Genomic DNA, 14,648 nt, shown 5'->3' with positions numbered 1-14,648 from the left:
ATCTACGGTATTCATTCCATCGCAGCTTGTAAACTGGCAAAAACAGGAACTGAGACTTCCTCTGTCACCATTGCCATTGCTGCTTCTTGTTGTAAATCAAACTCATACAATTCATTGCGCCATTGCAGCTTAAATTTCAGGCGTTTCCAACTTGGAGGAAGATTAGGACAAGCCATTGGGCCGAACTGAGTCATTCTCACACCTCCAAACCCTAAAACTACAGCTTGCCAAATTCCCCCCGCGCTAGCGGCGTGAATTCCTTCAGCTGCGTTGAGTCTGACATCTTCTAAATCTACTAATGCAGCTCGAAGAAAGTGATTGTAAGCTTCTGTGGGTTGATTCAGGTCACAAGCTAAAACTGCGTGAATTGCTGGGCCTAGTGAGGAACCATAGGTGTGGTCGGTGCGTTGAGTGTAATAGTCCCAGTTAACCTTGAGGGTATTATAGTCATAACCCTGACGCAACAAGTAAAGCAGCATCAACACATCAGGTTGTTTGAGTATCTGCTTTTGGCTGGTGGCTTCAATACCTAACAAACCTTGCAAAGATTTGGTACGGGGTTCATAATCAGCTAAGTTGACATCTTCTAGTTGAAAAAATCCCTCAAATTGCTCAATCAAACCTGTGGCTGCATTTTGATTAACAAAAATACGCTCTTGAATTTCTGCCCAACAGTGTAGACGTTCTGTTGTTAAGTTGAGTTGTTCTACCAGTTGGGCGGCTTTTTGGGGATAGACGTGTTTGAACCAATCCCAAAGTGCTAAAGCTGATTGTAAATGCCACTGTACCATCAGGTTGGTAAAGGCGTTATTATCGACGCGATCATGATTTTCATCAGGGCCGATCACATCCAGAATATCGTAGCTGTGGCGTTGTTGGTTCCACTGCACCCGACTTTCCCAGAAAACGGCAGTATCGAGAATTATTTCTGCACCATAGTCGTGCATCCATTGATCATCGTCGGTAGTTTGCCAGTAATGCCAAACGGCATAAGCCACATCAGCCGTGATGTGTACTTCAATATCACCGCACCAAATTCTAATTAACTCACCATTAGCACCAGGAACCCATCGGGGAGTGACTTCATCACCTGTAGTAGCACTTTCCCAGGCAAACATCGCTCCTTGATAGCCGGCTTCTTGGGCTTTGCGTCTTGCTCCTGGTAAGGTGTGGTAGCGATAGGTGAGTAAGTTACGGGCTAGGGCTGGTTGGGTGAAAGTGAGGAAAGGCAGAATAAATATTTCTGTGTCCCAAAAAATATGTCCGCTATAGGCAAAGCCAGAGAGGGTTTTGGGTGCTATACTGACGCGGTCGTCGTGACGTGGTGCGACTGCTAGTAACTGAAAAAGATTGTAACGGACACTGACTTGAGCTTGGCGATCGCCTTCAATAATAATGTCGCTATTTTGCCAGACTTGCTCCCAGGCTGCAATATGGGCGGCTAATAAAGTAGTATATCTCGGTTCATCAGCTAATCTCTGTAGTGCGGCGGCAATTGGGCTTTCTGTTTCCCGTGAAGTAAATACAGTCACAATCTTTTCCACAATGACTGTCTTTCCTGGGTTAAACTCGCAGGTAGTCGCCAACATCGGAGAACCAGCCTTCTCGACATACACGGGTTGAGTATCATCACCCTCAACTATCAACTTGGCACTCATTCCCAAACTAATACCAGAATGCAGAGTTTGACTTTCCAACCAAATAATCTGGTCTACTCCACCTTGATTTAAAGTCCGCCAATGGGGAACACCTTGGGTAGTTGGTTCAGCATCAAATCCAGCTTCTACAGTAATCTCACCAGTAAAGTCTACAGATGTGATTTGACAACGAATGGCTAAAACGTGTTGGTCTGCCAAACTGGTAAAACGCTCAAAGCGTAAATCTACAGTATGACCTTTGGGAGAACGCCAGCGCACATCACGACTAACTAAACCCAAGCGTAAGTCTAACCGACGCTCATAATGGAGAATTTCCCCAGTATTCATCTTAAATTGTTCACCTGCTACCTCCACTACCAATGGCAGCCAGTTAGGACTATTTACAAGTTCTGTATGGGAAATTTTGACATCATCATAAATGCCATGAATCATAGTTGCGGAAAAATCGCCTGGATAGCCTTCCTCAAAACTTCCCCTTGTTCCTAAATAACCATTGCTGAGAGTGAAAACAGTTTCTTTGTGGTGCAATTTTGTAGGATTAAACTCTGTTTCGCTCACATTCCATTCGCTAGAGTCTAGCAATGGTTCAAGAGAATTATCAATAGATACAGATACATCAACGTCGTCAAGCATGAGTCAGAAAACCTAAATTTTAGGGCTGGCTATTGGTAGGATGAGACCTAATCGGTAGGATTTTTCTATCTTTAAATCCCGGCTTTCACTGTTAGCGAACCTTTATATTTCCACTAATAGGAATTTTACCGATTTCATCTCTCTGTAGTTAGGTTTTATTAATAGCTTATATAGGAGAGGTAAAACAGCAAGACTCGATAATTGATACATTTTGTTATTAAAAATGTAAAACATTATAGATTTACTAAATCAATTTAAAAAATAAACTAATTGCAGTCGTGCTACCATTTCGGCTCTTGCAGACACGCCAAGTTTACGAAAAATGCGTTTTAACGTCTGTTTAACTGTATTTTGACTAATCCATAATTCGGCGGCAATTTCTGCATTTGTTAGACCTTTTCCTACCAAAGTCGCAATTTGCAATTCCCGTGGGGTTAAACAAATCTCGTCTTTAGGTAAATATAATTCCGGTTGGGAGCGCAGGAGTGCTAATTTTGCAGAAATATGAGAGCAGACGGCGCTTAATCGTAACAAATCTTGCGTGTTATATGCTGGGGTTCCGCTAGTACGGGCAAATTGAACTGTACCGATGAGCTTTCCTTCGCCAACAATAGGTCCAGTCATAATATGCTCATGGTCATATATCTTGCCACAACCAATTCGATATAGTTCACTTTGTTTCCAAGCCTCTTCAGTGAAAATAATTTGTTCGTGAGCAGGTGCATGATGGGAAACAACATACTCCATCACTTTATCCATAGCTGCACCAACATTAGAGTAGTAATCAATAAAACTATCAGGTAAGCCTTTCATCTGAATAATGCCGCGTTGTCCTTGCTTGTTTCGTATATGAATACCCCAATGTTGGCTACTAAACAACTCTCCTGCTGTATCCATGTAATGGCCACATAGTTGGTTTACTGATGGAGCATTTCCGATTTTTTGAATCAACGCTTGTAAAGTCTGAGACATGATAAAAATGTACTCAACTGGGTAATTGGCAACCAAAATATTCAATTCTAGGATAGCTGTATTCGTTACAGTGTCTAGGATTTAAGTATGGAAAGTCAGTCTAAGCATACAATTGGGTTAGTAATTTATCCTGATATGACCCAATTAGATATTACTGGGCCACATCAAGTGTTCTCATCTATACCTAATACTCAAGTTTTGTTGTTGTGGAAAACGCTGAAACCTGTTGTTAGCAATGGTGGACTCACAATTTTACCGACTACCACCTTTGATGAATGTCCGCAATTAGATGTCTTGTGTGTCCCTGGTGGTGTTCTTGGGGGAGTGAAGATGATGCAAGATATGGAAATGTTGACCTTTCTGCAACAGCAAGCACAGATAGCTAGGTACGTGACGGCTGTGTGTACTGGTTCTTTAATTTTGGCAGCTGCGGGATTGCTGAAAGGATATCGTGCAGCCTGTCATTGGGCATTTCGAGAACATCTGATACTAATGGGTGTAGAAGTAAGTAACGAACGAGTGGTAATAGATGGCAACCGGATCACAGGTGGCGGCGTAACAGCAGGAATTGATTTTGCTTTAGCGATCGCTGCTATATTATGTGGAGAAGATAGGGCTAAATTTATCGAATTGATGCTGGAGTACAACCCTGTACCCCCTTTTGGTGTTGGTTCACCAGAAAAAGCTGGTTCTCAACTGGTACAAACTGTTTTAGATGTTGCCAACCCCTTGATTCAAGCATCAAATGCAGCCAGCCAAAAAGCCGCTTCTCATTTAGGTTATATCTGATACCAGTCATAATTTTCATCAGGCGATCGCCTCTAAACTTAATGGAGATGATCGCCTGGCTTGTCTATTTGCTGAATCAAAGATTGCATCTTGCCGTGAAATTTTGTGTAAAGTGCCAGGTTCCGCTATCTTAAGTTTTGAGATAACAAATTGCGCTTAACATGACTTCGCTTACTCCTCACCAAAAAGCCAAAGCCTTAAAACCCGGTAGCCGTCGCCCTGCGAAAGAACTATGCAGCGAATGCGGACTTTGCGATACATACTATATTCATTATGTCAAGGAAGCCTGTGCTTTTATTACCCAGCAGATAGACACACTAGAAAAACAAACACACACCCGTTCTCGTGACCTTGATAATCCCGATGAACTCTACTTTGGTGTTCATCAAGACATGATCGCTGCCCGAAAACAGCAACCCATCGCAGGCGCACAATGGACTGGTATTGTCAGTAGCATTGCCATCGAAATGCTCAATCGCGGCTTAGTTGAAGGTGTTGTCTGCGTCCAAAACAGCAAAGAAGACCGCTTCCAACCCATGCCTGTAATTGCTCGCACAGCAGAAGAAATACTAGCAGCACGAGTAAATAAACCAACACTTTCTCCCAACCTTTCCGTACTCGAACAGATAGAAAAATCGGGGATGAAGCGACTATTAGTCATTGGTGTTGGTTGTCAAATTCAGGCATTACGAGCTGTAGAAAAACAATTAGGCTTAGAAAAATTATACGTTTTAGGTACACCTTGCGTAGATAACGTCACCCGCGCCGGACTACAAAAATTCCTAGAAACCACCAGCCGCTCGCCTGATACAGTCGTACACTATGAGTTCATGCAGGACTTCCGTATTCACTTCAAACATGAAGATGGCTCAATTGAGAAAGTACCTTTCTTTGGCTTGAAAACCAACCAACTCAAAAATGTCTTTGCCCCTTCCTGCATGAGTTGCTTTGATTATGTCAACTCCCTAGCCGATTTAGTCGTCGGTTACATGGGCGCACCCTTCGGCTGGCAGTGGATTGTTGTCAGAAATGATACAGGTAAAGAAATGCTGGACTTAGTGAAAGACCAGTTAGATACTCAGCCTGTGATGTCTCAAGGGAATCGACAAGAGGCCGTACAGCAGGGGATACCTGCTTATGACAAGGGTGTGACCCTGCCAATGTGGGTGGCAAAAATTATGGGTGTAGTGATTGATAAGATTGGCCCTAAGGGGTTGGAATATGCGCGATTCTCGATTGATTCCCACTTTACCCGGAATTATTTGTATGTGAAGCGGAATTATTCTGAGAAGTTAGCGGATCATGTACCGGAGTTTGCTAAACGCATCGTTGGGCAGTATAAATTACCGGATTGATCACGCAGAGGCGCGGAGAGTTTTTAGAGGTTATTCCCTACGCGGGAGATCCCGTCTTTGATGAGTATGACGTTGAAGTTGATGAGTAATCCGACTCGTTTATCAGCAAGAGCCACATCCACCACAGCCCCCGCAATCTCATTCTTCGTCATCACCCTCTTCCTCTCTGCGTCTGGAGCTTCTCTGCGTAACACAATCCTAACTCATGTAACCAGCATTACTACCCTCATACACCCCCCACAGCCTCAATCGCCGCTTCTAGAGCGATCGCCACATGAGTCCAATGAGTCCCCCCCTGGCAATACACCACATAAGGCTCACGCATTGGCCCATCCGCCGAAAATTCCAAGGTACTCCCTTCAATAAATGTCCCCCCAGCCATCACCACCTGACTCTCATACCCAGGCATATCGTCAGGAATAGGGTCTAGGTAAGAACCCACAGGAGAATGCTGTTGTATGGCTTTACAGAAAGCGATCAGCTTTTTGGCAGAACCCAGTTTAATTGCCTGAATCACATCCCCACGAGGTGCTAATGGTGCAGGATTCACCGCATAACCTAGTTTGTCAAATACATAACCAGTCAGGTAAGTTCCTTTCATCGCCTCACCCACCATCTGCGGCGACAAAAATAACCCTTGGAATAATAGGCGATTTTGGTCAAAGGTAGCACCACCATAACTACCTATACCAGGAGCCGTCAGGCGACAGGCAGCTGCTTCTACTAAGTCAGCGCGTCCAGCCACGTAACCGCCAGCTGTGACAATAGTTCCACCAGGGTTTTTAATTAGGGAACCAGCCATTAAATCAGCACCAACGTGGGTGGGTTCCTGGGTTTCAATAAATTCGCCGTAGCAGTTATCCACAAAGCAAACAGTATGAGGATTTTGCTGTTTGACTAAATTAACAATTTTTTCAATATCGGCAATTGATAAGCTTGGTCGCCAAGAATAACCGCAGGAACGCTGGATTAATACTAAGCGAGTCTGATCAGTAACGCTAGTGCTTAAGGTTTGCCAATCGATAGAACCTTGGGAAGTTAACTGCAATTGGCGGTATTTTATGCCAAACTCAATAAGGGAGCCTTGACCTTGACCCCGCAAACCAATAACTTCTTCAAGCGTATCGTAGGGGGAACCGACCACTGCTAACATTTCATCACCAGGCCGGAGTACACCAAATAGGGCGCAAGCGATCGCGTGAGTTCCCGAAACAAACTGCACTCGCACCGCCGCAGCTTCAGCACCCATTACTTCGGCAAAAACTTTGTCTAAAGTTTCTCGACCTAAATCATCGTGACCGTAGCCACTTACACCAGCAAAGTGGTGCGCCCCTACACGCTGATTGCGAAAGGCTTCCAGCACTTTTTTCAAATTCTGCTTGACCTGAGCGTCAATTCCAGAAAAAATCTCTAACAGTGCCTGTTCTGCTTGCCGCAGCTGTTCCAAGCTGTTCATTACTTCCTCGTTAACAAAAAAACTATAAATATGCGAATTTAGCGCTCGCACAGACTAGGCTGAACCATTTTAATTTCGGATGACTGCATGACAATTGCTACTTCAACTAAACCTCAAATCAATTGGGTAAACACCCTATTTTTTCTTGGGCTACACATCGGCGCTTTGTTCGCTTTCGTTCCTAGTAACTTCAGCTGGCAAGCAGTTGGTGTAGCTTTATTGCTTTACTGGATAACTGGTGGTTTGGGCGTTACCTTAGGTTTTCATCGCCTTGTCACCCACCGCAGTTTCCAGACTCCCAAGCTGTTGGAATACTTTTTGGTGCTTTGTGGGACTCTTTCCTGTCAAGGAGGTCCAATCGAGTGGGTAGGAATACATCGCATTCATCACTTACATTCTGATAATGACCGAGATCCCCATGATTCCAGTAAAGGTTTCTGGTGGAGCCATATTGGTTGGCTGATTTATCACTCTCCCTCCCACGCTGATGTTCCTCGTTTCACCAAAGATATTGCCGAAGACCCAGTTTATCAGTTTTTAAGTAAATATTTTATTTTGATCCAGATTGCTCTGGGTTTATTGCTGTTATATCTGGGTGGCTGGTCTTTTGTTGTTTGGGGAATTTTCGTCCGCATTGTCTGGGTTTACCACTGCACTTGGTTGGTAAACAGCGCCACTCATAAATTTGGCTATCGCAGCTATGATGCTGGTGACAGATCAACTAACTGCTGGTGGGTAGCTGTACTAGTGTTTGGTGAAGGCTGGCACAACAACCACCACGCTTTTCAATATTCGGCTCGTCACGGATTGGAATGGTGGGAAGTTGATTTGACTTGGATGACTATTCAACTGCTGCAATTATTTGGTCTGGCAACTAATGTGAAATTAGCAGACAAAAAGCAGTAATTGGTCTATTATATGTCATTAGTTATTTGTCTAAAAAATGACTAATGACTTAGTAATTTTTTCGTAATCAAATATCTACTCGTCAGTTCTTAAATAGCTTCTGAAAGTTAGTTACAGCTGCGCTTGGCTAGCTTAAGTTGTTATGATTCAGAACGTTATCGTAAGGGACTTTGCGGCAAGTTACTTTGTTTAGTGGCTTGGTAGAGGAGTTTGTTGTTCTTCAGGTTTTCATGACTACATCAATAATCAAAAATCAGGACATAAATAATCACCTTAGTAATTCCGAACTGAGGCTCAAAGATATTATCAAAACTCTGCCAAAGGAGTGTTTCCAACAGAACCGTCGCAAAGCATGGACACAAGCAATACTGAGTGTTGTCATGGTTGCCCTGGGTTATTGCAGTTTGGCAATAGCTCCCTGGTTTCTCTTACCCATCGCCTGGATTTTTACAGGTACTGCTTTAACAGGTTTTTTTGTCATTGGTCATGATTGTGGACACCGTTCATTTGCCAAACGTCGTTGGGTAAATGACTTAGTAGGGCATATATTTATGATGCCGTTAATATATCCCTTTCACAGTTGGCGAATTAAGCATAATCATCACCATAAACACACTAACAAGCTAGATGAGGATAATGCTTGGCATCCCATCAGACCAGAAGTGTTTGCAAGTTGGGATAAAACTCGTCAGTCTGCCTTTGAGTTGTTTATGCGTAAACGTCTCTGGTGGGTAGGCTCCATTGGACATTGGGCTGTCGTCCATTTTGATTGGCGTAAGTTCAAAACTAAAGACCAAGATGATGTGAAACTTTCTGTAGCTGTCGTAGTTTTATTTGCAGCAGTTGCTTTCCCTACTCTCATCGCTACAACTGGTATTTGGGGATTTATCAAATTTTGGTTTGTGCCTTGGCTCGGTTATCATTTCTGGATGAGTACTTTCACCATCGTTCACCATACATTCTCCGATGTTCCTTTTGAAACGGAGAACAGATGGCATGAAGCGATGGCACAGTTATTTGGTACTATTCATTGTGATTATCCTAAGTGGGTAGAAGTGCTGTGTCACGATATTAACGTTCATGTTCCTCATCATCTGTCTACAGCTATTCCCTCTTATAATTTGCGACTAGCTTATAGCAGCATCAAAGAAAATTGGGGTAATTATTTACATGATGAATGTCATTTTTCTTGGTCTTTAATGAAGCAAATTACCGACCAGTGTCAACTTTATCAAACCGATGTTGGCTATCAGACTTTTGATGAATATTACTCAGGACGATAAGTTAGTTTAGCCAGTAGCATTAGCTAGGTAATAGCCTATGCCTCTCATGCTAAGAGAGAACTTGTTGTTCGGATCAATTCGAAACAATCTGGCAATTCCCGATTCACTAATGATTACTATGTGAATTGCCAGAAAATGTTGAGTAAGAAGTCAGGAATCAGGAATCAGGAGTCAGAGGCCATAATAGGTGAGAATCCAACTGGCTGATGTAGCTTTATTTTCCACTAAATTGATTCTAAATTCTTCATTATGTCCTTGAATGTGCAAGAGATAGCTTCGCAGACATTGCAGAAGTCTATTTATCATGTCTCAAAAAAGTCAGATTTAATCTAATAACAGAATCAAGTGCAATCAACCACCATCTCCTCTGATAATTCGCCTAACTTTGAGCAGTCACCAAATACAAATACACTGCCTTTTACTCTTCAAGATTTAAAAGCTGCTATTCCGGCTGAATGTTTTCAACCAAATGTTAGCAAGTCACTGTTTTACTTTTTTCGTGATGTGCTGATTGTTGGTTTGCTGTATGCAGTCGCTCATTATCTCGATTCTTGGTATTTCTGGCCTATTTTCTGGCTCATGCAAGGAACGATGTTTTGGGCTTTATTTGTGGTCGGGCATGACTGTGGACACCAATCTTTTTCTAAACATAAATGGCTCAATGATTTAGTTGGGCATCTAACTCACACACCAATATTGGTTCCGTATCACGGTTGGCGAATTAGTCACAGAACTCATCACAAAAATACTGGCAATATCGATAATGACGAAAGCTGGTATCCAGTAACGGAATCGCAATATAAGGAGATGCCATTGGGGCAAAAGATAGGACGCTATTACGCATTTTTACTGGCTTATCCAGTATATTTGTTTAAGCGTTCTCCTAATAAAGAAGGCTCTCATTTTTTGCCTAGTAGTTCGCTGTTCAAGCCATCAGAAAAATGGGATGTCATCACCAGTACTGTCCTCTTGACCTGCATGGTTGGTTTGCTAGGATTTCTCACTTATCAATGGGGTTGGATGTGGTTGTTAAAATACTACGCTGCACCCTATCTTGTGTTTGTAATTTGGCTCGATTTGGTGACATTTTTACACCATACTGAGGCTGATATTCCCTGGTATCGTGGCGAAGATTGGACTTTCCTTAAAGGGGCAATTTCCAGTATTGACCGCAATTATGGTTTAGTGAATCACATCCATCACGATATCGGTACTCATGTGGCGCACCACATCTTCTTGAATATCCCTCACTACAATTTGCTTCAGGCGACTGAGGCGATTAAACCAGTTATGGGTGAGTATTACCGTAAGTCAGAGGAACCAATTTGGCAGTCTTTATGGCGTTCTTGCTTGAGTTGCCATTTTGTACCAGATACTGGTGGGAAAGTATATTACACTTCAAAGCATAAAGTAGCTAATCAATAGCTCAATTCAAAAAAGGCAAAAGAATTACTTCTTTTGCCTTTTTAATTTAAATTGTGACTGTTAGACCTTAGTCTTCAAAATCGTCTTCGTCTTCATCATCATCCTCGTAATCATCATCTGCTTCATCTTCTACTTCTACGAGGTCATGGATTTCATCAGCAATCAATTCATCATCATCTAGAATTGAGCGCCGATTATTAAATCCGTTTTCCCCAAGACCAGGAGTATCTAAGTTGTAGGCGCGAGCTGTGCGGTCATCTAACACCATATCTAATGGGTCATCGGTTTCATCCAAGACACTAGTAGTTTCCAGAGTAGAATAATCTTCGAGCGCACCAGGTTCATCATAAGTGTTGTAACCAGTTCCCGCCGGAATCAATCGTCCGATAATCACGTTTTCTTTCAAACCACGCAACCAATCAGATTTTCCTTCAATGGCTGCTTCGGTGAGAACCCGCGTTGTTTCTTGGAAGGATGCAGCAGAAATAAAGCTATCTGTATTCAACGATGCTTTGGTAATACCTAATAATACTGGTGTGTATTGCGCTCTGGCACCGCCAGTAATTGCCATCGCTTCGTTTACTTGCTCTACTTGGCGCAATTCTACCAACTCACCGGGAAGCATGGTAGTATCGCCACCATCATCAATCCGTACTTTGTTGGTCATTTGGCGCACAATTACTTCAATGTGCTTGTCGGCGATGTCAATACCTTGGGATTGGTAAACCATCTGTACTTCATTCACTAAGAATGTTTGTACCTTTTGTAAAGCGTGGCTGGCGCAAGCATAAATCCCATCTTCCGAACCCAAGCTGAAGAATACTTCCAGTATTTCGTGGGGGTTGGAAGGGCCGTCACTCAAGGGTTGTCCGGCTGTGACAATAGAGCCATCTGGCATGGCTAGGTTCTGCCCAGGGCCGAGAGGATAATCTGTGACTACCCCATTGGATTCTACAACTTTGATGGCGATCGCTTCATCACCATCACCGTAGACTACCTTAACTTCCCCACTTCGTTTTGCTAAGATACAAGCTTCTTTGGGTTTCCGGGCTTCTAGTAGTTCCTCAATCCGGGGCAAACCTTGGATGATGTCTCCAGTTTTTGCCCGTTCAAACACTAGTAGTACTAAGTTATCGCCCCGTTGTACCAAATCACCATCTTCTATCTGCAAGACTGCACCAGGGCTGACTCGATAGGGACGACCAGCACGAATAGTAACAGCATAGTTCTGAGTGCTAAGTGCTGCGTCCTGAGTGGTTGAACGTTCGGCAGCATTTTTCACTGCGACAATTTGTCCAGATTCTTCAGCAAACACACCAGGGGCAAGTTCTGCACCTGCAACTATCAAATCACCTGCTTTGACTTTGGGTTGGCTGCTGATATTCAATGTTGCCATGTCACTGTGTCGCAGGACTAAACAACGACGCACAGCTTCGCTTCCCTTCTGTACTCCCCGAACAATCCCACCTTCTTTAGATAAGATTTGGGTACGGGCAACTACAGAACCAGGGACAATGGTTTGTCCATCTTGTACTTCTAGGCTAGTTTGAGTACTACCTTGGGTAGCATCTGCGGCAATGTCACGACGCAGAACTAAGGATTCCAAAATCACTAGCTGCAAGCGCTGAACATCTGCATCTTCTGGGTCGGGTATTAATTCAATGTCTGCTGCTAGGGGAGACGCATTGTGTTCTTGTTCGCCTTCCTGCTCAATTTCCAATACTAATTGGGTACGTAGCAGTTCTACACCTTCCACAGATTTGACCCGTTCTGAATCTTTGTAAGGCAGTCTTTGTACTGCCCGCATTTGAATTGAACGTCCAGTTTGCTGACTAACAGATGTAGTGGATGGCACATCAGGATTAGTAGGAACTGCAAACTCTACAACTGGACGGCTCAATAGTGCTGGGCCTTCTGGAGATTCTACATACTGGATGTATCGCAGTTCTGTGGCAACTTGTCCCAAGAGTTCTTCTCCTGGTTGCAGCAGGGTGTTATCTCGACCAATCACTGCTTCTGGGTCATCTACCATTAGCAGTTCACCAGGCTTAATCACGACTTCCCGTAGAATGTCGTTTTTCTGGGTGACTTCTACTACACCACTGTTTTGACAGAAGATGTCTTTGACGACTTCAGTGCCAGCTTCCACGAACTGACCATCTTCTACCAACAGCAAGGAGATATCTTTGTTAACTTCGTGGGTTTCTTCGGGAATCCATAACAGTGTACCGCCTTGCACCACTTCATAACCAAGCTTCGCTTTGCCTTTCTTCTGGACTTCCACGCCCGCAAATTTCAGAAAACCACCCGTGGTTGTCCGATAGCGGTCATCAATTAACTCGGCTACTACTTGACCATTCTGCACTTTTGTGCCTGGTGTTGCCCGTAAGTTAAATACTTGGTTGTTGCCAGTGCTAACTAAGTAGTTGTTACGTCCTTGGGAACTCTGAACGGTAACAGTTGCTTGGTCTAAGACTACAGAAGCGGTGATGATCTCAATTTCTCTAGTACTCTTACCTGGGGTAGCTTCAGGCAAACGTACCACACCACCGTGTATACTTGTTAACTTGGTTTCTGCTAATACACCGTTAGTCTCGACGCGATCGCCATTTTTAACTACTAATTCGGCTCCTGGTGGTAAGTTATACACTTCCCCTGATAGAATCCAAATCAAACCACCCCTAGCGGCTGTAGTGGTAGTGTTACCTTGACGGTCGGTTTTTTGTTCAGGAACGACTTCGGCAAACTTCACTTCCCCTGCTAAGTCAGAAGCCACATCTTTTACAGCTTTTTCTGTATTAGTCCGGGTAGTACGACCACCGAGGGCTACTTCTGCCAACAATTGACCTTGTTTGACCTGTTGTCCATCAACTATATATATTGTGGAACCTTGGGTCACATGAATTTCTTGAGGCGGTGGAGTTTCCGAACCTTCTTTGCGTGGTTCCAGAATCATGATTCCATTGCTTTCCACAAACAAGGCATCTTCCCCGTGGCGGGTACGATGGGTTCTTGTCCGCAGTTTCCGGGGTAGTTTGATTGTCCCATCCATTTTGGAACGGACTTGTTGTGCCACTTCTCCAGTAAACACACCACCAGTGTGGAATGTCCGCATGGTCAGCTGGGTTCCTGGTTCACCGATACTTTGGGCAGCAATAATTCCGACGGCTTCACCTAAGTCTACCATTTTGGCGTGAGCCAAACTCCAGCCGTAGCAGTGTTGACACACGGAACGGGCAGCTTCACAGGTCAGAGGCGATCGCACTACAACTTCTGCCACCCCAGCCTTTTCAATTTCTTTAGCTAAGTCGTCAGAAATTGGAGTGTTGCGCGGCGCAATTACTTCTTTTGTTTTGGGATGGATAACATCTTCTCCCACTACCCGTCCTAACAAACGTGTAGACAGCTTGATTAAGGTTTTACTCCCTTCGGTCATCGGTCGGACGGGAATCCCTCTAGTAGTCCCACAATCAATCTCCCGAATGATCACATCCTGGGATACATCCACAAGACGACGGGTGAGATAGCCAGAGTCGGCGGTACGTAACGCTGTATCTACCAGCCCTTTTCTCGCACCATAAGACGAGATAATATACTCTGTGACAGTCAGACCTTCACGGAAGTTAGTTTTGATGGGTAAGTCAATAATTTCCCCTTGAGGATCTGCCATCAAACCCCGCATTCCTACCAACTGACGCACCTGGGAGATATTACCCCGTGCGCCAGAGAAAGCCATCATGTAGACAGAGTTCAGAGGATTATTTTGTTTGAAGTGAACTACTACTTCGTCCTTGAGTGCTTCACTAGTACCATTCCAGGTATCAATTACTTTTTGGAACCGTTCTACTTCCGTAATTTCACCCCTTTGGTAACGGACTTCAGTAGCACGAATTTCTTCTTCAGCTGCTTCCAAAAGGCTCCGCTTACTTGGTGGCACCATCAAGTCATCAACACTAATAGAAACCCCAGCCCTGGTAGCATAGCGAAAGCCTAAATCTTTCAATTTATCCGCCATCACTGCTGTACGGGCTGTCCCATAGTGGGTAAACGCCCAAGAAATCAAATTTCTCAGTTGACCTTTGTCAACGACGCGATTGCGAAAAATCATCTTTTCGTTAGTCATTAGTCATTAATCCTTAGTCATTGGTCATTAGTCATTGGTCATTAAGTC

The 14,648-nt window shown here is 43.8% G+C and carries 10 protein-coding genes; 5 read left to right on the top strand and 5 right to left on the bottom strand.

The genetic code is table 11. From position 1 onward, the window contains the following. Positions 1–11: 11 nt before the first annotated feature. Both H6G18_RS08830 and H6G18_RS08825 read right to left on the bottom strand, forming a co-directional pair. Positions 12–2,291: a glycoside hydrolase family 65 protein gene (locus H6G18_RS08830; RefSeq protein ID WP_190406724.1), complete on the bottom strand. Its 2,280-nt coding sequence runs from the start codon at positions 2,289–2,291 to the stop codon at positions 12–14. A 249-nt stretch (positions 2,292–2,540) separates the two neighbouring features. Next, positions 2,541–3,263: a helix-turn-helix transcriptional regulator gene (locus H6G18_RS08825; RefSeq protein WP_190406723.1), complete on the bottom strand. Its 723-nt coding sequence runs from the start codon at positions 3,261–3,263 to the stop codon at positions 2,541–2,543. A gap of 87 nt (positions 3,264–3,350) precedes the next feature. Between H6G18_RS08825 and H6G18_RS08820 the strand changes: the two genes are divergently transcribed. Both H6G18_RS08820 and H6G18_RS08815 read left to right on the top strand, forming a co-directional pair. Beyond that, the gene (locus H6G18_RS08820; RefSeq protein WP_190406722.1) at positions 3,351–4,052 is read left to right on the top strand and encodes a DJ-1/PfpI family protein; all 702 of its coding nucleotides are present in this window, start codon (positions 3,351–3,353) and stop codon (positions 4,050–4,052) included. 161 nt (positions 4,053–4,213) lie between these two features. Continuing rightward, positions 4,214–5,407 carry a Coenzyme F420 hydrogenase/dehydrogenase, beta subunit C-terminal domain gene (locus H6G18_RS08815; RefSeq protein WP_190406721.1) on the top strand — a complete coding sequence of 398 codons (1,194 nt, stop codon included), beginning with the start codon at positions 4,214–4,216 and terminating at the stop codon, positions 5,405–5,407. A 23-nt stretch (positions 5,408–5,430) separates the two neighbouring features. Here H6G18_RS08815 and H6G18_RS08810 read toward each other — a convergent pair whose 3' ends face one another. Both H6G18_RS08810 and H6G18_RS08805 read right to left on the bottom strand, forming a co-directional pair. Continuing rightward, on the bottom strand, positions 5,431–5,559 hold the full coding sequence (locus H6G18_RS08810) for a GxxExxY protein (protein ID WP_242040239.1): 129 nt from the start codon (positions 5,557–5,559) through the stop codon (positions 5,431–5,433). A 74-nt stretch (positions 5,560–5,633) separates the two neighbouring features. Next, entirely contained in the window at positions 5,634–6,863 is a 1,230-nt protein-coding gene (locus tag H6G18_RS08805; protein WP_190406720.1) for a methionine gamma-lyase family protein, read from the bottom strand. Positions 6,864–6,950: 87 nt separating this feature from the next. On the opposite strand from H6G18_RS08805, the gene H6G18_RS08800 reads away from it, so the two are divergent. From H6G18_RS08800 to H6G18_RS08790, 3 genes are all read left to right on the top strand, one after another. Continuing rightward, a complete protein-coding gene (locus tag H6G18_RS08800) occupies positions 6,951–7,769 on the top strand; it encodes an acyl-CoA desaturase (protein ID WP_190406719.1) in 819 nt (272 codons plus the stop codon). A 230-nt stretch (positions 7,770–7,999) separates the two neighbouring features. Further along, positions 8,000–9,052 (top strand): fatty acid desaturase, encoded by a 1,053-nt coding sequence (locus H6G18_RS08795; RefSeq protein ID WP_190406718.1) that lies wholly within the window; start codon positions 8,000–8,002, stop codon positions 9,050–9,052. A gap of 345 nt (positions 9,053–9,397) precedes the next feature. Further along, entirely contained in the window at positions 9,398–10,477 is a 1,080-nt protein-coding gene (locus tag H6G18_RS08790; RefSeq protein WP_190406717.1) for a fatty acid desaturase, read from the top strand. Positions 10,478–10,544: 67 nt separating this feature from the next. Here the strand turns inward: H6G18_RS08790 and H6G18_RS08785 are convergent, their stop codons facing one another. Next, positions 10,545–14,600 carry a DNA-directed RNA polymerase subunit beta'' gene (locus H6G18_RS08785; RefSeq protein WP_190406716.1) on the bottom strand — a complete coding sequence of 1,352 codons (4,056 nt, stop codon included), beginning with the start codon at positions 14,598–14,600 and terminating at the stop codon, positions 10,545–10,547. Positions 14,601–14,648: the final 48 nt, after the last annotated feature.

Source organism: Anabaena subtropica FACHB-260 (assembly GCF_014697105.1).
Taxonomy (GTDB): domain Bacteria; phylum Cyanobacteriota; class Cyanobacteriia; order Cyanobacteriales; family Nostocaceae; genus Trichormus; species Trichormus subtropicus.
The sequence above is the reverse complement of the archived record's forward strand: the minus strand, read 5'-3'. Positions and strand labels throughout refer to the sequence as shown.